Genomic DNA, 17,406 nt, shown 5'->3' on the forward strand with positions numbered 1-17,406 from the left:
GGCCCCTCCGCCCTTATCTGGCCCCGGTCCACAGCACCGTGACGAGAGCCAGCCCTCCCTCCAGACTCGCCCGCACCTCGCCGCCCGCCGCCTCGTTGCTGACCGTCCACCCGCTGCCGAGGGGAACGTCGGCTTCGCTCAGCGGCCAGCGCACGCCGCCCAGGCTCAGCCCGCGCAGGTCGCTCAGGGCGAGGACGCTCAGCGTTGCGCCGGGGGGCAGGCTCAGGCGCACGTCCGCGCCGGGGAGGAGGGGGTGGCCGCTCTCGTCGCCGCTGTGGAGCGTGACCCGCAGCCCCTCCCGCGCGAGGCGCACTCCGCCCAGCACCAGGGCCGCCGTGTGGTCGAAGCGCCCGCCGAAGGCCCCCAGGAACACGAGGTCGGTGGCCCCCCGTTCCCGCGCCACCCGCACGGCGAGTTCGGCGTCCGTCTCGTCCTTGGCGGCGGGGTGGACCTCGCGCGGGGCGTCCAGGCTCAGGCCCGCCGAGGAGTCGAAGTCGCCCACCCAGGCGTCCACGGCGAGGCCCAGAGCGAGGGCGTGCCGGGCGCCGCCGTCGGCCGCGATCACGAGGTCGGGGCGGGGCAGGGCCGTCAGCGCGTCCGTGGTCACGAGGCGCCCGCCGACCAGAATCCAGGCGATCACGCGGGGACCTCGCGGTCGTCGGGAAGGGTGAGCACCCGGGCCTCGTCCACCCGCAGCCGCAGGCGGCCCCCCTCCACCCCGCCCGCCTCCCGCGCGCTGAGGTGCAGGGTGAGCGGCCCGAGGGGATGCAGGACCGTGACCTCGGCCCCCATGTCCGTGGTCTGCCGCGCGGTGAGGGGGAGGAGGTCGCCCTCGCCCAGCCGCACGGCGCCTTCCGGGATGAGGCGGGCGGTGCCGTCCCCGCAGGGAATGACGTTCGCGTGCCCCAGGAAGGCGGCCACCCACGCGGTCGCGGGCCGGGCGAAGACCTCGGCCGAGGGGCCCACCTGCACCAGCTTTCCCGCCCGCATGACCGCCACCCGGTCCGCCACCGCCAGCGCCTCCCGCTGGTCGTGGGTGACGAGGAGGACGCCCGCCCGCAGGCGCCGGAACAGGTCGCGCAGGTCTGCCCTCAGCCGGGCGCGCAACTGCTCGTCGAGGTTGCTGAGGGGCTCGTCGAGGAGCAGGAGGGGAGAGCCCGTCGCCACCGCCCGCGCCAGCGCCACCCGCTGCGCCTGCCCGCCCGAGAGTTCGGTGAACCGCCGCCCGGCCAAGTCTCCCAGCCCGACCAGGGCAAGGGCCTCCCGCGCTCGCCCCTCGGCCTCGCTCCTGCCCGCGCCGCGCATCCGGGGGCCGTAGGCGACGTTGCCGAGGACCCGCAGGTGGGGAAAGAGCGCGTAGTCCTGAAAGACGAGCCCGACGTGCCGCGCCTCCGGGGGCAGATTCGTCACGTCCCGCCCGCCGACCTCCACCCGGCCCGCGTCCGGGCGCTCCAGCCCCGCCACGCAGCGCAGGGCGGTACTCTTGCCGCAGCCGCTGGGACCCAGCAGGGCGACCGTCTCGCCCACGCCAACGGTGAGGGACACGTCGTCCACAGCAATGGTTTGCCCGTAGTATTTGGAGAGGTGGTGGAGGGCGAGGGCGGTCAACGCGTCCTGCCTCCGGTGCTTTCATACCGCCACAGGGCATTGTCCAAGCGGGCGGGCGTGGTGCCGATGTCTACCGCCACGGCGGAGATCGACTGGCGAATCAGGGCCATATCGTCCGGGTGGCCGAGGCGGAGGGGATGTTCGCCCACACGCGAGAGCAGTCGCGTCAGCACCGTGTCGGGTTTGACGTGCCGTTCGTCGCCCAGCAGCCACATGAGGTACTGCGCCAGGACGGAGCCGATTCCGCGTATCTCGGTCACGAGGTCAACAAGGATGAGCTGTTCCAGCTTGGCCTGTTTAGCCTTCGCCATGTCGGTATCCGGATTGGCTGGGAGTTGGAAATCGCCCTGGGTCTCATAACCCCGCTCCACAAAGAAGCTCGCCACGTCGTAACAGACCTCCACTTTCAATCGTCGTGACAGCCTCTGTCGGTTGTTCAGGACTTCCGCCGCGTAACGTTCGTGCCCCAGGGAGTCCACGTCGTCCACGAACTGACGGAATGTCAGTTCCGGAGTATCCACCAGCCGCTCGTCCAGCCGCGCCAACACGGGAAGGACGACGCTCTCGAATTTCGCCTGAGCGCTGAACACGCAGTTCACCACCGAATGAACGCCGCTCTGATGCAGGGCGAAGTTGGGATCGGGGCGAATCTGTTCCTGCTCCACGAACATGCTCAGCCGCTCCGTCAATGTGTCGGGCACAGCCGATTGTTTCACGTCACCTCCCCCTCCCCGCCGTCGAGGAGGGTGAAGCTCAGCGCGGCCAGCAGGAGAAGGACGGTGGCGAGGGCGCACGCCTCCCCCAGGTTGCGCTCGCCGGGGCGGCCCAGCCGCTCGTAGAGGCCGACGCTGAGGGTCGCCCACTCGGGCCGGGTGAGCACGAGCGTCGCGCCGAACTCGCCGAAGACGGTGGCGAGGGCGAGGGCCGCGCCCCCCCGCAGCGCCGGGAGGGTCAGGGGCAGCGTGACCGTGCGGTGCGCCGTCCACCTCCCCGCGCCGAGCGTGCGGGCGGCCTCCAGGGTGCGTGGCGGCAGGGCACGCAGGGCGGGCAGCACGCTGCGGGTGACGAGGGGAAAACCGAGCAGGGTATACGCCGCGATGAGCATGGGCAGCGTCGCCGAGCGGGCCGGGTACGCGAGCAGATAGCCCACCGCCAGGCTGACGGGCGAGACCATCAGCGGCAGCAGCGAGAGCAGGTCGAGCGTGCGGGAGCGGGCCTGCCATGCGCCGAGGGCTTGCAGGGCGCCGAGCAGCGTGGCCCCCACCAGCGCCAGCACCCCGAAGCGCAGGGTGTTCCAGACGAGGAGCGGCGTGTCCGGATCGCTCAGGGCGCCGCGCCAGTAACTCAGGGTGAGACCGTTCGAGCCGATCACGCCCCGCGCCACCACCGCCACGAGCGGCCCGAAGCACAGGAGGATCACCAGGGCCACGAGCGTCCACAGCCCCACGGCGGCCCCTCCCCGGGCGGGCGGCAGGCCGGAGGCGGGCACCCCCACCCCGCCGCGTGACAGGCGCACGTAGGCCCACGTCGCCGCCAGCGTCAGCACGAGTTGTCCGGCGATCAGGGCGCTCGCCTCACCCAGACGCAGTTGGTAGGCCGTCAGGGTGTAGATCTCCACCTCCAGCGTCGCGTACCGTTCGCCGCCGAGCGCCAGCGGCAGCCCGAAGCTCAGCGCCGAGTACAGGAACACCAGGATGAAGCCCGCCGCCAGCCCCGGCAGGGCGAGGGGCAGCGCCACCGTCAGCGCCGCCCGCACGCCCGAGGCCCCGAGCGTCCGTGCCGCGCCCGTCAGCGTGGGTGGCACGCGGGAAAAGCCCCCGTAGGCGAGGCGGATCATCACCGGCAGGTTGAAGAAGAGGTTGCCCAGGATCAGGAGGATCGGCGTCTCCTCCAGGTCCAGGCCGAGCGGTGCCGTCAGCCAGCCGTTCGGGCCGAGGAGGGCGCTGAGGCCCAGCACCGCCACCAGGGTCGGGGTCACGAAGGGCAGCAGCAGCAGGCGCAGGAGGAGGGCCTTGCCGGGGAGGGCGTAGCGGGAGAGGAGGGAGGCGAGGGGGGCGCCGACCGCGAGGGCGATCAGGGCGGAGGCGGTGGCCTGCCCGAGGGTCCAGGCGAGGCGGGCCGTGAAGTAGGGGTCGCGCCAGATGGCGAGGTTGACGCCGCCCTCGGCGAGGGTGCGGGTCAGGGGGAGGGCCAGGAAGAAGAGGAGGAAGAGGAGGGGGGGGAGGGCGAGGAGCCAGCCGAGGGGGCGGGAGGTCATGGTGGGGTCCTGGGGCGGGGCGACGGGCGGGGGTTGGACGTAGGGTTGAGGGTGGAGGGGGGCAGGGTGACTTGCGACGGCTTACCCCCACCCCCCAACCCCCTCCCCCCAGAGGGGGCAGGGGGAGCGGCGCTGCGCTGGGCAAGGACACACGGACGGCGTGGGTGGTCGGGTTCTTCTGAACGCAAGGTCTGATCTTGTCGCGTCCCATCGGCGTGCCCACCGTCTCGCTGCGCGAGCCGACGTGGTGGTGGGCCAGGGGCGTTCAGTCACAGGTACTCATCGGGCGTCCCGATTGACGGTTTGAAAGAGCAACAGCTTCAGCTTCTTTTCTCCCTCTCCCCTCGTGGGAGAGGGCCGGGGTGAGGGGGCGTGTGACCCGCGCTACCGCCCCTTTCCAGCCATCACCCCATCTTTTTGCCCCTCCCCCACAAGGGGGGAGGCTGGGAGGGGGCCAACCGAAGCGCCCCCCCACGCCCCTCACCGCGCCCGCAGCACGTTCGTCACCCAGGCGTCTACCAACCGTTGCGGGTTGGCGGTCACGCTCGCCGCCACCGGGGTCACGTCCGGCTGCGCGGCGAACTTGAACACCGGGTCGAGCCTCGTGCCCATCACGGCGGGATAGATCCACATCCGCGTGGGGAGGTCGGCCTGCACGGGGTTCGAGAGCATGAAGTCCACGAACTTGCGGGCGAGGGCGGGTTGCTTGGCGCCCCTCAGGACGCCGACGCCCTCGAGTTGCAAGAAGGTGCTGCCGGGCAGGAAGAGGTTCGCGGTGGGAGACTGGGCGGGAAGTCTGGCGGGGTTGTAGCCGTCCGCGTAGTACACCTCGGCGGCGGGGCTGCTCGCGTAGCTCAGGACGATGGGGAAGCGGCCCCCGTTGCGGGTGAAGTCCTTGTTGTAGGCGTCCGACCAGCCGCGCGTGACCCTCAGGCCGTTCGCCCTGGCCTCGCGCCACCACGCCCAGGCCCCCGCCTCACCGAAGTGGTTGACGGTGGCGAGCAGGAAGGCGAGGCCGGGGCTGCTCGTCGCCGGGGAGGACAGGGCGGTCAGGCGGGCGTATTCGGGCTTTTTGAGGTCGTCGAGCGTTTTCGGCAGGGGCAGACCCGTCCTGGCGAAGGCGGCCCGGTCGTAGTTCAGGGCCACGACGCCGTAATCCACGGTATTCAGGAGTCCCGCATCGTCGAGGCGGTAGGCGGCGGGCACCCGGACGAGGGCCGGGGAGCGGTAGGCGTCGAGAAGCCCGGCCTGACGGGCGCGGGGCAGCAAGGTGTTGTCCAGCCCGTACACCACGTCGGCGACAGGGGCGCGGCGGGTGAGGATCAGGCGGCCCAGAAGTTCGCCCGCGTCCCCGCCCCTCACGAAGCGCACGCGGGCATTGTTCGCTTTCTCGAAGGCCGCGACGAGTTTCTTGTCCACGTCGAAGGAGTCGTGGGTGATCACGGTCAGCGTGGTCTGGGCCGTGGCCTGGGCGCCCAGGGCGAGCGCGGTGAACAGCAGCAGGTTCCGCATCGAACATTCCCCCTCGCGTCAGGAAGGGGCAGGGGCACACGGGCTCCTGAATTTGGGCCCGCGCATCACGCTCCCTCCGCCGGTATGACCCGGATCAGGTTCCTGGGGTCTCTCTCAGCCCTGCCCGGCCTGTTGGCACGGCGCATGGGCACCCCCGGTGACGCAAGGGGAGGATAGCGCACGGCGCCGGGCTCTAGGCTGAGGCATGACCCATCTCATCGTCTGGCTGGTCGTACGCGACTCCTCGGGACGGGTGCTGCTGGGGCGGCGCTCGGGGACGACCTTTGCAGACGGGCTGTGGAACCTTCCCGGCGGCGCCGTGGAACCGGGCGAGGGTCTGGCCCAGGCGGCCGTCCGGGAAGTCTGGGAAGAGGTGGGGGTGCGGGTGGAGCCGGGCGCCCTCCGAACACTCGGGGTCAGCCGCTACGACGTGCGGGGGCTCCACGGCCCCGTGCAGGGGGTGGACTTCCTCTTCCTGGCCGACGTGTGGGAGGGAGAACCGACCCCCCTGGAAAAGACCTCCGAGATCGGCTGGTTCCCGCCGGACGCCCTGCCCGCCGACAGCCTGCCGTGGTTGCCCGGCGTCCTCACCGCCCATCTCCGGGGTGCCTGGCTCTCCGAGCAACTCGACGGCCCGGAGGGGCTGCGTGTGTTTCCCAAGGGGTAACGGGGGATGAATGGCGCCCGGTCCTTTCATCTGGAATAATTCCGTTTGGAATGAACGAAGCATTCTCCTCTCCATCCGAGCTGTACGACCTTGTGCGGCTGACCCTGCGGCTGTCGCGGCGCTTCCTGTCCGCGCTCGACGAGCCGCTCGAAGCGGCCCTCGGGCTGAACACCAAGGAACTTCTCGTGCTGGCGGCCGTCATGGACGGGGCCGACACGCCGGGCACGGTCGCGGCCCGCCAGAAGCTGCCCGCGCCGACCGTCACGCGGATCGTGACGAAACTCGTCGGGCAGGGGCTGGTGGAGCGGGTCACGGACCCCGGCGACCTGCGGCGGCAGCGGCTTCGCCTGACCCCCCAGGGCGAGGCCACGCGCGGACGCACCCGCGCGACCGCCCAGGACATCGTGGACGCGCATTTCGGCGCCCTCCCCGCCGAACACGTCGGCGCCGCCCTGGCCGCCCTGAAGGCGCTGGAGGCCGACCTGAAGCCCGCCCCGAGCGCGCGGGAGGCCCTGGCGTGAACGCGCTCCAGCTCTCCGACCGCCAGAAGACGCTCGCCTTCGTGGGCATCCTGACCGTGCTGTTTCTCAGCAGCCTCAACCTCACGGTGGTGGGCAGCGCCATGCCGCGCGTGATCAGCGACCTGGGCGGCTTTCACCTGTACGCCTGGGCCTTTACCGCGTATTCCCTCTCCACCACGATCACCATTCCCATCGTCGGCACGGTGAGCGACCGCTACGGGCGGCGCCCGCTGCTGCTCGCGGGCATCGCCGTCTTCGCCCTGGGGAGCGTGCTGCTGGGCCTCGCGCAGAACATGGGGCAGCTCATCGCCCTGCGCGCCCTCCAGGGGATCGGCGGCGGCACGCTGATGGCGATGAGCTTCACGGCCATCGCGGACCTCTTCACCCCGGCTGAGCGCGGGCGCTACCAGGGGTACACCGGCGCCGTCTGGGGCGTGAGCAGCGTGGTGGGGCCGCTTGTCGGCGGGTTCCTGACCGACCACCTGGGGTGGCGCAGCGTGTTCTTCGTGAACCTGCCCTTCGCGGTGCTCGCGGCGTTTTTCATCTGGCGCTTCTTCCGGCTGCCCGCGCCCGGCGCGAAGGGGCATTTCGACGCGCTGGGGGCGCTGCTCCTCGGCGGGGCGGTGACCACCCTCACGCTCGCGCTGTCGTGGGGCGGGGGCACGTACGCCTGGAACAGCCCGCGCATCCTGGGTCTGCTCGCGGCGACGGTCGTCCTCGGCCTGTGGTACGGCCAGCACAGCCGGGCGCAGGAGCGGCCCATCCTCGACCTGCGGCTCTTGCGTGACCCGGCCATCGCCCTCGCCTCATTGGCGGGCTTCCTGACGAGCGCGGGGATGTTCGCGGCGGTGCTGTACCTCCCGCTCTACATGCAGGGGGTCAAGGCCTCGTCCGCCAGCGGCAGCGGCCTGGCGCTGGCCCCCCTGATGTTCGGCATGATCGTGACGAGCACCCTCAGCGGGCAGATCGTGAGCCGCACCGGGCGCTACAAGGGGCTGATCCTCGGCGGCGCGCTCGTCGCCACGGTGGCCCTCATCCTGAGTTCGACGCTGGGGACGACCACGCCCCTGTGGATCGCCGTCGGGCTGATGGTGCTGCTCGGCGTCGGGCTGGGGCCGGTCAACAGCCAGCTCACGCTCGCGGTGCAAAACGCCGCGCCACCCCGGCAGCTCGGGAGCGCCACGGGCGGCAACCAGTTCTTCCGGCAGATCGGCGGCACCCTGAGCGTCAGCCTCTTCGGGGCGCTCGTGAACGCGCAGCTCGCGGAGAACCTCGGCGCCCGGCTGCCCGCCCAGGCCCGGACGCTCCCCGCGCCCCTTCAGGAGGCCATCGCCAGCCCCAACCTCCTCACCAGCCCGGAGGCGACCGCGCGGCTTCAGGAGGCCCTGGCGCGGCTCGGTTCCCCGGAGCTGTTCGGCCCCGTCCTGGGGGCGCTGCGGGGCGTCATGGCAGACGCCATCGGCCACGTCTTCCTGATCGCGGGCGTGCTCGTCGGGCTCGCCTTCCTCGTCACGCTCGCGCTGCCCGAGCGGCCCCTCGCCGGGAAGACCGCCGCCCCCCGCCGCGAGGGCGCCGCGCCCGCCACGGACTGAGTCCCCTCCGGAAACAGGACGCCTCCTTGCTCAGGGGGCGTCTTTCGCGTTTCCCGGGAGGGACGCGAGGCGGTCCGGCGTCTGCTCGCCCTGGGCGGCGATGCCAAAAAGGCCCACCCGGCCCACCGCGTCGAAGCCGAGGACGACGGCCCAGACCGTCCGGGGGTCGTGCTCGAAGGTGGCGCTGCGGACGTAGTAGGTCACCCCGCCCTCGCTGAAGGTCCGCTCGGCCATCACCTGACGCTCGGCCCCGTAGGTCCGCGCGCCCGCCTCGCGGAAGGCCCGGAAGGCGTCCAGGCTGCCCCACTGCGCCCTGGCCTCCCCCGTGAAGGCCTCCCAGAGCCGTTCGACGCGCAGGGCGTAGAAGTCGGCGACGAGGGCCCGGCCCCGCGTGAGGGCTTCCCGCTCGGCGGGCGTGCTCGGCGCCGAAACCGGGGGCAGCGTGGTCTGCGCGGAGGCGGGGGGAGGCGCCCAGACCAGCAGCGCGGCCAGCAGTAACCAGGGCTTCATGCCCAAGCGTAGGAGCCGGGCGCTCAGCCGTGGTGTCAGCCTGCCGACGATTGGTCCGTTAACCGTTCGATCACGACCGCCACGCCGTCCTCGTCGTTGGAGCCCGTTCCTTGTTCGTCTTCTCCGGCGCCGATCGCAGGAAACTTTTGGAGAAGCCTGCATCAGTAGTGTGCAAAACCTTCTAACATCGCCAAGTAGCTCGGTAAGGGGCAGCGAGTTAAGTTGCCGATCGTCTTTAAGTAATCCCATTCCCCCCAGACGAATAGCAACCATGCGGCGTGTCACTTCAAAATTGCGGGCAAGTATACTAGTAACAGTTTTAAAAAGCTGTAGGTTGCACCCCTGTCGATCGACGTAAAGTATTGCCTTTCCACTACGGTAAAGACGGTGCCGACGAGCGAGGGTTAGGAAACTGTAGTAAAAGTTTTCGCTGGGCATAAGTATGCAGCTTGCTAGATGGTTCGCCTGAAATTCCATTCTGGCTATGTCAGAGATGGGGCCTATTGGTGAACTCAATAAAAAGTCCTGCTCTTCACACATCTCTCGATGCATATATTGATTGTGTCCCAGCAGGAAGTGTGCAAATTCATGAGCTACCGTAAAGCGCTCCCGTTTTATATTCTCGTGTTCTTGTGAATATACCTCGGTAGTAAATCTTTGAAAGTCTGCACGAGCTAGGAAACCTTCATACCGAAGGCCATCTGGTCTGCTACATCCTCTCTGAACCCGTGTGTGTTTAAGTATTGAAAGGCTTTTGTGTAGATTATTAAGGATTACCCTCCCTTCCTTATATCCAGCTTCGGTAAGAAATGTTGTCGCTAAACCTTCGAGGTCTGACTTGCTTAAAAAAGGCACATTGTTGATGCTTTTTGGGTGCGTGATGTGCAAAAGTTGTTCCGAAAGATCGCCTTGACCTACGATTAGCTCTTTGAAGAATTGGAATATTGAGTTGGTATATCCTGATGCAGACCACATGAAATAGTCGAAAACTCGACTCTCGTATTCATCGGATACAATGGCATGGGCAATTTCCCGTGGGGACAGAGATGTCACCAAAGCGCCTGAGGGTGTTCGAGGAAGTTCCCATTTAAAATTGGCTTCAGAGAAATATCTTATATGTCCAAGCTTATAATGTTCAGCTACTTTTCTTGCTCCTGATTGGAGGGCGGAGGCTGTGGCGAAAATGCCTTTGATATTGTGTCCTGAAACCTGCCCCACCTTGTTTATAAATTCCTCAATGTCATCCACTGGGATGGAATGACCATAATTCTTACACTCAATAAGAATTAGTATTGAGCAGGTATCTATGCCTGGGAGAAACACCTCGATTGAGACGTCAAATTCTATATCGGTTCCCCTAACTCTAGAGTAGTATTTTTTCTTCCTATATATTTTACAAAACTCTTTTCTAATATAGAACTCGTTGTTCTCAATAAGCGATCTCAAATCATCGAATACTCGTTCCTCAAATTGATCTCCTTTGAGTGTTGAGTTCATAGTTCTAGTTTATCACTGCAATGACTTATGTGGTCGCGGCAGAAGTCAAGTCACCGCACCTCCAGCACCACGACCGCCGAGGCGTGCTCCTTGGTGTGGGTAAGCGTCAGGTGGGCGACCCAGCCGCGCGCCTCCATCTCGCGCGCGATCTCGGGGCAAAAGCCCAGCACGGGCGGGGCGAAGGGGAAGAGGCCGTCCGGCGTGCGCCCCCGCTCGACCCACACGTCGCGCCAGCCGTGGGGACGCGGCCACACCTTCTGGAAGGCCTCCTTGGCGGCGAAGCGGGCCGCGAAACTGGGGGCGGGGTCGGCGAGCCGGGCGCAGTAGGCGAGTTCGGCGGGGGCGAAGAGTTTGAGCGCCCGGTCTCCCTCGCGGCGCAGCAGGCCCCGGATCCGCTCGATCTCGATCAGGTCGTGTCCGATGGCGACGATCATCCGGGAAGTATGGTGACACGGCGCGGCGGGGCACGGACGAACACCTCCGCCGGGTGGGTCCTTCCACCCCGGGCCCGACCCCCTATCCTGTCCGCGATGCCCCCTTCCCCCGCGCCCCTTTTCCCCGACCTGCGCCTGCCGACCGTCGCCGGGGTCCTGCGAGAGGCCCAGGCGCAGTGGCGCGCGGTGGGCGTCACGCGGGTGCGGGTCTTCGGCTCGGTGGCGCGGGGGGAGGCGGGAGAGGCGTCCGACATCGACCTGCTCGTGGACTTCGCGCCGGGCCGGGCCGTGGGCCTGCTCGACCTGATGCGCGCCCGGGCGGTCTTCGAGGACCTCCTGCGCCGCCGGGTGGACGTGATGACCGAGGGCGCCCTGAGGCCCCCCCTGCGCGGCGAGATTCTGGAGGACGCCGTGGACGTGCTCGGCTCCGGGCCGCTTCCCCGTCCCTCCCACCGCCCCAAACGCTGGCGCTGGCGGGTCTTCGACCTGCTGGACGCCGTGGACCGGATCACCGCCTGCGCGGACGGGCACACCCTGACCACCTTCCGCGCCGACGAGCGCACCCGCGACGCCGTGCTGCACAACCTCGCGCGGCTGGGTGAGACGACCAAGTTCATCCCCCAGGCGGTGCAGGACACCCACCCCGAGGTGCCCTGGGCTCTCCTGCGCGACGTGCGGAACCTCGTCGCCCACGACTACTTCGGCATCGACCACGCCCTCGTGTGGCACACGGCGCGGGTGGACCTCCCGGCGCTGCGCCCCGCCCTGCAAGCCCTGGCCGACGGCGAGGAGGCCGGGGGCCGGGGGCGCTAGCCGGGCCGGGTGAGTCCTCGTGTGGCAGCCCTGGACCGGGGTTCAGACCTCCCGTCAGATGTTGGAAAGACGACGGGGCAATACTTCAGGAAGGGTAAGGACGCTCCTCATTATCGGGGAGCGCCGGGAGGGCGTATGGATGAACCGGGAAGAGGGCTCAAGCTCGCCGCGTTCGACCCCAACGACATGGAACGCGGAGAGGACGGCGAACTCTACCACCTGCCGACCCTGCGTGCCCTCCACGCGGCGGGTCGCCTCGCCCGTGGCAGCGCCGGGTCTCTCCTGCTGATGGAGAGGACTGCTCCGCAGGGCATCCGGCTGATCGCCTGATCGCCGCGTCCCCCCGTTCACCCTCCGCCCTTTTGCCCCGGCAGGCGGGCCCTCACGTCCACGGCAGCGCCGACCGTTCCCGCCAGTAGTGGGCCGGGATCCGGGCGAGGCCGCGCAGGGCGTCCAGGTGCCCGGGGGTGAGGCGGAGGGGATGGGCCCGCAGGTTGCTGTGCAGGTGTTTGGCGGTCGTCGCCCCGCTGAGCACCACGTCGGCCCAGGGCTGCGCGAGGACGGCGGCGAGGGCCACGGCGTCCGGCGTCGCATTCAGGTCGGCGCAGATTGCCGAGAGGGCGGGCGGGACCTCGCCCCGTGAGGTCAGGCGCCCGTTCGCCACCCCCTCCTTGACGACCACGCCCCAGCCCGCCGCGTGGGCCTCCCCGAGCGCCCCCTCCGCCGAGGGTTCGAGGAGGTTCCAGGTCGCCTGCACCACGCTCAGGGGGTTCACGCCGTCCACCCGGACTTCCAGCGCCCGCCGCAGGGTCTCGGCCTGCGCGGGGCCGCTTGTGCTCAGGCCCACCCGCACGCCCGCTCCTGCCAGCTCGGCGAGCCGGGCGAGCACACGCTCATCTTCCAGCACGCCCGTCTCCAGGGTCGCCGAGTGGATCAGGTACACGTCGGGGCGGCGGCCCAAGGCGGCCCGGGTCTCGGGCCACTGCCGCTCCAGGGTGGCGAGCGTGTGGTCCTTGACCTCGTGCGTCTCGGCGTCCGTGCGCCAGCCCGCCGTGTAGGTGTAGCCCCACTTGCTGCCCACGGCGGCCCCGTGCCCCCGCTCGCGCAGCCAGCCGCCCAGGAACGACTCGGCCTCCCCGTAGCTGCGTGCCGCGTCGAAATACCGCACGCCCGCCGCCCACGCCGCGTCGAGGACGGTCCAGGCCCGCTCGCGCATCGCCGCCATGTCCTTGCCCGCGCCCACGTCCTCCCCGTGCCCCAGGTTGATGTATCCGGGCCGCCCCAGCGCGGCGAGGCCGAGGCCCAGGCGGGTCACGTCAGGCGGCGCCCCACCCAGAATGCGGGCGGGCAGGGTGGAGGTGGTCATGGTGTGCCCTCCAATGCCACGAGAACATCCTCGGGGTCAGGGGTGCCGTCCAGGTGCACTTCCCGTTCGTGGGAGAACCCGCCGAGACGATACCGTCCACCGTCGGCGCTGAGGACCCGCGCATTCCAGGGGCAGGCTTCCGAGGCGAGGAGGGCGACGGCAGCGGCGACGTTTTCCACCGGAAGGCTTGGGGCACGGGCGCGGTCACGAAAGATGCGGGTTCCAGCCACGGGAGCGACGGCGTTGGTGCGGATGCCGGAGTTCGCCCCCTCTCCGGCCAGGCCGTTCATCAGCCCGAACTGCGCTGCCTTGCCAACCCCGTAGGCGGTGACGTCAGAGCCCGCGGAGGCGTTCAGTCCGTACCCGCTGGCCGTCAGCACCAGACGTCCGTAGCCGCGCGACCGCATGTGGGGCCAGGCGGCGCGGCACAACCAATACGGGGCATCGATGTTCACCAACCGCATGGCCTCCCACTCCTCGGGGGTGGTCGCGGTAATCGGGCCGTAGCGGACGATCCCGGCGTTGTGGATCAGGGCGTCCAGCCGTCCGAACCGCTCGACCGTGCGTTCGACCAGGCCCTCGCAGCCCGGGCGGGTGTTCAGGTTCACGTCGTCCGCTACGGCCTGTCCACCCGCCCGGGTGATGGCGTCCGCCACAGCCCGTGCCGGGGCGGGGTCGCCGCCCGCACCGTCCCGCTCAACGCCCGCATCGTGAACGACCACCGTGCCTCCCAGACGGGCGATCAGGCGCGCGTACGCCTCACCCAGCCCGCGCCCCGCGCCCGTGACCAGCACCACCCGCCCGTCGAACCTCACCCTCATGCGCCCTCCGCCTCGATCTCGACGAGGTGCCGGGGGTCGATCAGCGCCGCCCCCTGCACCAGGCTCGCGGCGGGGCGGATGGTCCCGAAGACCTCCCCGTGCGCCCGGCCGACCGCCTCCCACCGGCCGATGTCGGTCACGAACATCCGGGTGCGGACGACGTGTTCCAGCCCTGCCTCGGCCTCCCGAAGCGCCCAGGCGACGATCTCCGGCGCCGCCCGGGTCTGCCCGTAGGCGTCCCCGACGGACACGACCTCGCCGTCCACGGTGGCGGTCGTGCCCGCGACATGGACGACGTTCCCGACCCGCACGGCGCGCGAGGAGCCGACCACCGCCTCCCAGGGCGAGGAGCCGCCGATGTTCCGCCTCATGGGGGGAGGGTAGCAGTCGGGGCGACCCGTCCCGCCGGGGCCCGGGCCGGGCGGCGCGAGGGTGCCCGTCGGGAGCGGTGAAATGAGGACCCGGCCATGCGAAGCGCCCGCTCTCCTCCGGCCGTTCCCGGTCGTCCGGCAGGATTGACTGGAGTTGTGGACACGGGCGGGGCTCACGGCGCGTAGGGTGGAGGAAAGCGGGGGGGGCCGGAGAACTTCTCAGGAGGTGGAATGGACGTGTCGGAGGAGTGGCAAGTGGAACTCGGCCCGGCGGCGGCCGGGCGGCTCGGGCGGGAGGCCGGACTCGGGGAGGCCGAGGCTGGGCGCGTCCTGCGGGAGGGCCTGCCCCTGCTGCGCGCCGCGCTCGCCGAGCAGGCCCGCACCCCCGGGGGCGAGCGCCAGATCGCCGAGGCCGTCCAGAACCTGCCCCGCTTCGCCGGCGTCGAGGCGGCACTTGGCGGTCCCGGGGGAGCGCAGGCCCTCTTGCGCGCCGGACAGCTTCTCGGCCCGGCCCTGCTCGGCCCCGGGGCGGCCGCCATCGCCCGGCGGGTGACGGGCACGGCCGACCCGGCGCGCGTTGAACACCTGCTGTTCCTGACGCTGCCCCTCGTGCTGAGTCTCTCCGGGGGGCGCGGCCTGTCGGGTGAGCGGGCCGAGGGAGAGCCTGTCCCCGGCCCCGCCCGCACCGTGATCTCCGCCGCAGCGGGCGTTTCCCCACCGCCCGAGGACCCCGCCCCCGGGGGGACCACGCGGCCAGGCCTCCGTGCCCACGACCTGTTGGAGGGAGTGCGGGCCCAGTTGGGAGGGGACGTGGCGGTGCGCCTCGGCACGCTGGCGGGGTTTGGCGGCGCCTCGGCCGCCCGCGCCGGACAGGCCGCGCTGCCCGTCGTCCTGGGGGCCCTCGCCCGCAAGGGCCGCAGCGAGGCGGCGGCGGGCGTGTTCCTGGGCCGCAGCGGCGACTTCGAGCGGCTCGTGGACGCGGACGGGAACCTCAATCCCCACCTGCTCGACGATCCTGCCCGGGTTGCCCAGATCGAGGGGCAGGGCCGTGGGCTGCTCGGGCCGCTGTTCGGCAACATCGACGGGGTGAAGGGCCGCCTGGGGTCCGCCCTCGGCGGCTCGGGCGAGAGCGCCGGGAGGCTGCTCGCCCTGCTCACCCCCCTCGCGCTCGGCCTGCTCATCCACCGCGCCCGGGCGGGAGGCCTCGACGCGCGGCGCCTGAGCGCCCTCCTCGGGGAGCTGGACCCCCACCTCCCCGGCCTCCTCCCGGCGGGCCCCCCGGGTCTCGGGGCCCTGCTGGAGGCCGGGTCGGGGGTGGTCGCCGTTTCTCCGGAACCTGTCCCGGCTCCAGTGACCGTGCCCCCCCGGCCCCGGCCGGTCGTCCCTGCCCGGCGCCGCCGGGGCGTGCCCTGGTGGCTGTTCCCGCTCCTGTTGCTCACGCTGGGCGGGGGCGGCTACCTCCTGTTTTCCCAACCCGCGCGGGCCCCTGCCCTCGGGGCGGCCCGGGCCGCGGGCGAGGGCGTCACCGTGAGCAGTCCCACGCCGGGGTCCGACGTTCCCCTCGCCGACCTCACCCTGCGTGGCCTGGGCCGCCCCGGCGACACCCTGACGGTCGAGGACGGCGGCCTGGAGGTCGCGTCCACCCGGGTCGGTCAGGACGGCGCGTGGCGGGTCACGCTCCCCACCCCGACCCTGGGTGAGCACGCCTACACCGTGCGCGGGGGGGACGGCGCCGCCAGCCCGGAGCTGAGGGTCAACGTGACCGCCGGGAACGCAGACGACCCCGGAACCGCCGGTTCAGGGGCGGACCCGGAGCCCCCTGCTGCCGCCGGTCCCGCCGCCCTGCCGAGCGAGGCCTTCGACATCGCCGAGCCCGCGCCGGGCGCGCAGTTGCCCCCGGGCCGCTTCACCCTGAGGGGGCGCGGACTCCCCGGGGAGAGCCTTCAGATCGTCGAGGACGACACCAGCCTGGGCAACGTGACGGTGGGGGTCGACGGAAACTGGAGCCTGAACGTCCCCAGTCCCAGCCCGGGCCCCCACACCTACGCCGTGTACGCGCCAGACTCGACCGAACTCGGCCGGGTGGCGGTGACGGTGGAAACCTTCAGCTCGCTGTCGCCCACCGGGAGTTGCGACCGCGAGTACACCCTGAGCATCACCGACGGACAGACCGTTCGCGCGCCCTTTCGCTTCGGCGGAGTCGGCCAGGGCGAGGGCTACCGGGTGACCGTCCGCCGCGCGGGCCGCGTCGTGGGCAGCCGCGACATCTCCCTCGACCCGACCTGCGGCTGGAGCTACCAGAGTCGGCCCGGTGCCGGAGCGGTCACCTATGAGGTCCGCCCGCTCGGCCGTCCCGGTGCCGAGGCCCTCAGCGTCGTCCGTCTTCTCGTGCAGCCGTGACGGGTCTCCAGACGTCCACTCAGCGGCTCACGGTCCAGATACCCGCGAAGTCCGCGAGCTGGGTGTCGGTGCCCGGCGCCTCGTAGGCGCTGATGCTGCCGTCCAGATACAGCGCGTCCGGACACCCCAGCGTGTCCCGGAACAGCAGCGCGAAGGTGTGGAAGTTCACCGGCCCCGCGCTCACCACGAACCGCACCCGGCCGTCCCGGCAGACCCCCACGCCGCTGCGGACCCTGAAGCTGGTGCCTTCCCGGTTGAAGGCGGGATGCAGGCGGCCGCCCTGCACGAGCAGCGGCCCCGACTGGGTGGCATAGGTCGGCGAGACGTTCAGGCGGCGGTAGGCCCCGGTCTCCGTGACGCCCGCCCGCTCGCCCCTCACCCAGAAGACGCCGTTGGGCAGCAGCGCGAAATTCCCGCCTGAGCGCGCACCGTTCAGGCCCACCAGTGTCCGCCCGCCCTCGACGTGCAGCCCCAGCGGGCGCAGGCCCGGCGCATAGATTCCGCTGTTCGTGGCGAACAGCATCCGCTTTCCCTCCCGGTCCAACTGCCCGCGCACCCGCTCGAAGGTGCGGTAGGGCTCGCCGTCGGCCGGATTCCTCCAGTGCAGCCGCAGCGTGTCCCGCGTCAGATCGACCACCGCCACCGTGTACAGCCTTCCTCCGGCCGTGACGTGCTCGACCGTCAGTCCCCGCGCCTTGGAACAGGCCGTCAGCGGGAAGGCGAGGAGCAGAGAAGTCAGCAAACGGAGCGAGGAGAGGGGTGACATACCCCGCCGATGATGCCCGCCCGCCATGAGGTCGGTGTGATCGGAAGCGCGTTGAACATCCGTCCCGGCGGCTGTCCTCAGCCTGTTCGGCACGGCAGGGGACTGCCCCCGGTCCCGCGCGGCCGGGGGAGTTGACAAAGGGGGGATGGCCCTGTATCTTTTCTGAGCCTCGGTTGAGGCGAGCCGCATGACAAGCGAAGGTGTGAGCGAGAATGCAACGTCCGGTGCGGGCCGAGAGGCCAGCGCTGAGAGACGAGACGGTCAAGAGAAC

At 70.3% G+C, this 17,406-nt stretch carries 17 protein-coding genes, 1 pseudogene and 1 riboswitch; of the genes and pseudogenes, 6 read left to right on the forward strand and 12 right to left on the reverse strand.

Annotation, left to right across the window (positions count from 1 at the left end; all coding sequences use genetic code 11):
* Positions 1-13: 13 nt before the first annotated feature.
* The 5 genes from IC605_RS21615 to IC605_RS21635 all read right to left on the reverse strand — a co-directional run bounded on the left by IC605_RS21615 (position 14) and on the right by IC605_RS21635 (position 5,377).
* Positions 14-640 carry a thiamine diphosphokinase gene (locus IC605_RS21615; RefSeq protein WP_216328845.1) on the reverse strand — a complete coding sequence of 209 codons (627 nt, stop codon included), beginning with the start codon at positions 638-640 and terminating at the stop codon, positions 14-16.
* Entirely contained in the window at positions 637-1,608 is a 972-nt protein-coding gene (locus IC605_RS21620) for an ABC transporter ATP-binding protein (protein ID WP_216328847.1), read from the reverse strand. Before IC605_RS21620 ends, IC605_RS21615 begins: the two co-directional genes overlap by 4 nt.
* The gene (locus tag IC605_RS21625) at positions 1,605-2,324 is read right to left on the reverse strand and encodes a hypothetical protein (protein ID WP_216328849.1); all 720 of its coding nucleotides are present in this window, start codon (positions 2,322-2,324) and stop codon (positions 1,605-1,607) included. Before IC605_RS21625 ends, IC605_RS21620 begins: the two co-directional genes overlap by 4 nt.
* Positions 2,321-3,865: an ABC transporter permease gene (locus IC605_RS21630; RefSeq protein ID WP_216328850.1), complete on the reverse strand. Its 1,545-nt coding sequence runs from the start codon at positions 3,863-3,865 to the stop codon at positions 2,321-2,323. The genes IC605_RS21625 and IC605_RS21630 overlap by 4 nt, the downstream gene beginning before the upstream one ends.
* A 480-nt stretch (positions 3,866-4,345) precedes the next feature.
* A complete protein-coding gene (locus IC605_RS21635) occupies positions 4,346-5,377 on the reverse strand; it encodes a thiamine ABC transporter substrate-binding protein (RefSeq protein WP_216328852.1) in 1,032 nt (343 codons plus the stop codon).
* 53 nt (positions 5,378-5,430) lie between these two features.
* A riboswitch (TPP riboswitch) is annotated at positions 5,431-5,543 on the reverse strand.
* A 39-nt stretch (positions 5,544-5,582) separates the two neighbouring features.
* Here IC605_RS21635 and IC605_RS21640 point away from each other — a divergent pair.
* From IC605_RS21640 to IC605_RS21650, 3 genes are read left to right on the forward strand one after another with little or no spacing between them, the layout of a single operon-like run.
* A complete protein-coding gene (locus IC605_RS21640; RefSeq protein WP_216328854.1) occupies positions 5,583-6,044 on the forward strand; it encodes an NUDIX domain-containing protein in 462 nt (153 codons plus the stop codon).
* A 50-nt stretch (positions 6,045-6,094) separates the two neighbouring features.
* Positions 6,095-6,565, forward strand: coding sequence for a MarR family winged helix-turn-helix transcriptional regulator (locus tag IC605_RS21645; RefSeq protein WP_216328856.1), 471 nt, complete (start codon positions 6,095-6,097; stop codon positions 6,563-6,565).
* A complete protein-coding gene (locus IC605_RS21650) occupies positions 6,562-8,157 on the forward strand; it encodes an MDR family MFS transporter (protein WP_216328857.1) in 1,596 nt (531 codons plus the stop codon). Before IC605_RS21645 ends, IC605_RS21650 begins: the two co-directional genes overlap by 4 nt.
* A 30-nt stretch (positions 8,158-8,187) precedes the next feature.
* Here IC605_RS21650 and IC605_RS24885 read toward each other — a convergent pair whose 3' ends face one another.
* From IC605_RS24885 to IC605_RS21660, 3 genes and pseudogenes are all read right to left on the reverse strand, one after another.
* Positions 8,188-8,667, reverse strand: a complete 480-nt coding sequence (locus tag IC605_RS24885; RefSeq protein ID WP_246581153.1) for a hypothetical protein — start codon at positions 8,665-8,667, stop codon at positions 8,188-8,190.
* 267 nt (positions 8,668-8,934) lie between these two features.
* Positions 8,935-10,164 (reverse strand): annotated as a pseudogene (locus IC605_RS25625) (ImmA/IrrE family metallo-endopeptidase); the annotation flags it as partial.
* 50 nt (positions 10,165-10,214) lie between these two features.
* Positions 10,215-10,598 carry a 4'-phosphopantetheinyl transferase superfamily protein gene (locus IC605_RS21660; protein WP_216328875.1) on the reverse strand — a complete coding sequence of 128 codons (384 nt, stop codon included), beginning with the start codon at positions 10,596-10,598 and terminating at the stop codon, positions 10,215-10,217.
* A 96-nt stretch (positions 10,599-10,694) separates the two neighbouring features.
* Here IC605_RS21660 and IC605_RS21665 point away from each other — a divergent pair, with 96 nt between their 5' ends.
* Positions 10,695-11,411 carry a HepT-like ribonuclease domain-containing protein gene (locus IC605_RS21665; protein WP_216328877.1) on the forward strand — a complete coding sequence of 239 codons (717 nt, stop codon included), beginning with the start codon at positions 10,695-10,697 and terminating at the stop codon, positions 11,409-11,411.
* 135 nt (positions 11,412-11,546) lie between these two features.
* Entirely contained in the window at positions 11,547-11,741 is a 195-nt protein-coding gene (locus IC605_RS21670) for a hypothetical protein (RefSeq protein ID WP_216328879.1), read from the forward strand.
* Positions 11,742-11,793: 52 nt separating this feature from the next.
* On the opposite strand, the gene IC605_RS21675 is transcribed toward IC605_RS21670, so the two are convergent.
* Genes IC605_RS21675 through IC605_RS21685 form a run of 3 tightly spaced genes read right to left on the reverse strand, consistent with a single transcriptional unit; the run spans position 11,794 to position 13,969 of the window.
* Positions 11,794-12,777: an aldo/keto reductase gene (locus IC605_RS21675; protein WP_216328882.1), complete on the reverse strand. Its 984-nt coding sequence runs from the start codon at positions 12,775-12,777 to the stop codon at positions 11,794-11,796.
* The gene (locus IC605_RS21680; RefSeq protein WP_216328884.1) at positions 12,774-13,598 is read right to left on the reverse strand and encodes an SDR family NAD(P)-dependent oxidoreductase; all 825 of its coding nucleotides are present in this window, start codon (positions 13,596-13,598) and stop codon (positions 12,774-12,776) included. Before IC605_RS21680 ends, IC605_RS21675 begins: the two co-directional genes overlap by 4 nt.
* Positions 13,595-13,969 (reverse strand): RidA family protein, encoded by a 375-nt coding sequence (locus IC605_RS21685; RefSeq protein ID WP_216328886.1) that lies wholly within the window; start codon positions 13,967-13,969, stop codon positions 13,595-13,597. The genes IC605_RS21680 and IC605_RS21685 overlap by 4 nt, the downstream gene beginning before the upstream one ends.
* 231 nt (positions 13,970-14,200) lie before the next feature.
* On the opposite strand from IC605_RS21685, the gene IC605_RS21690 reads away from it, so the two are divergent.
* The gene (locus IC605_RS21690) at positions 14,201-16,369 is read left to right on the forward strand and encodes a DUF937 domain-containing protein (RefSeq protein WP_216328888.1); all 2,169 of its coding nucleotides are present in this window, start codon (positions 14,201-14,203) and stop codon (positions 16,367-16,369) included.
* Between the two features lie 19 nt (positions 16,370-16,388).
* Here the strand turns inward: IC605_RS21690 and IC605_RS21695 are convergent, their stop codons facing one another.
* The gene (locus IC605_RS21695; RefSeq protein ID WP_216328890.1) at positions 16,389-17,135 is read right to left on the reverse strand and encodes a phosphodiester glycosidase family protein; all 747 of its coding nucleotides are present in this window, start codon (positions 17,133-17,135) and stop codon (positions 16,389-16,391) included.
* Between the last annotated feature and the right edge of the window lie 271 nt (positions 17,136-17,406).

The sequence above is a fragment of the Deinococcus aestuarii genome, assembly GCF_018863415.1.
In the GTDB taxonomy this organism is placed as follows: domain Bacteria; phylum Deinococcota; class Deinococci; order Deinococcales; family Deinococcaceae; genus Deinococcus; species Deinococcus aestuarii.

What these genes read in the sequence shown, in the direction of transcription:
- IC605_RS21630 (WP_216328850.1), bottom strand. Translation starts at nt 3,865, where the DNA reads ATGACCTCCCGCCCCCTCGGCTGGCTCCTCGCCCTCCCCCCCCTCCTC.
- IC605_RS21635 (WP_216328852.1), bottom strand. Translation starts at nt 5,377, where the DNA reads ATGCGGAACCTGCTGCTGTTCACCGCGCTCGCCCTGGGCGCCCAGGCC.
- IC605_RS21640 (WP_216328854.1), top strand. Translation starts at nt 5,583, where the DNA reads ATGACCCATCTCATCGTCTGGCTGGTCGTACGCGACTCCTCGGGACGG.
- IC605_RS21645 (WP_216328856.1), top strand. Translation starts at nt 6,095, where the DNA reads ATGAACGAAGCATTCTCCTCTCCATCCGAGCTGTACGACCTTGTGCGG.
- IC605_RS24885 (WP_246581153.1), bottom strand. Translation starts at nt 8,667, where the DNA reads ATGAAGCCCTGGTTACTGCTGGCCGCGCTGCTGGTCTGGGCGCCTCCC.
- IC605_RS21660 (WP_216328875.1), bottom strand. Translation starts at nt 10,598, where the DNA reads ATGATCGTCGCCATCGGACACGACCTGATCGAGATCGAGCGGATCCGG.
- IC605_RS21665 (WP_216328877.1), top strand. Translation starts at nt 10,695, where the DNA reads ATGCCCCCTTCCCCCGCGCCCCTTTTCCCCGACCTGCGCCTGCCGACC.
- IC605_RS21670 (WP_216328879.1), top strand. Translation starts at nt 11,547, where the DNA reads ATGGATGAACCGGGAAGAGGGCTCAAGCTCGCCGCGTTCGACCCCAAC.
- IC605_RS21675 (WP_216328882.1), bottom strand. Translation starts at nt 12,777, where the DNA reads ATGACCACCTCCACCCTGCCCGCCCGCATTCTGGGTGGGGCGCCGCCT.
- IC605_RS21680 (WP_216328884.1), bottom strand. Translation starts at nt 13,598, where the DNA reads ATGAGGGTGAGGTTCGACGGGCGGGTGGTGCTGGTCACGGGCGCGGGG.
- IC605_RS21685 (WP_216328886.1), bottom strand. Translation starts at nt 13,969, where the DNA reads ATGAGGCGGAACATCGGCGGCTCCTCGCCCTGGGAGGCGGTGGTCGGC.
- IC605_RS21690 (WP_216328888.1), top strand. Translation starts at nt 14,201, where the DNA reads ATGGACGTGTCGGAGGAGTGGCAAGTGGAACTCGGCCCGGCGGCGGCC.
- IC605_RS21695 (WP_216328890.1), bottom strand. Translation starts at nt 17,135, where the DNA reads ATGTCACCCCTCTCCTCGCTCCGTTTGCTGACTTCTCTGCTCCTCGCC.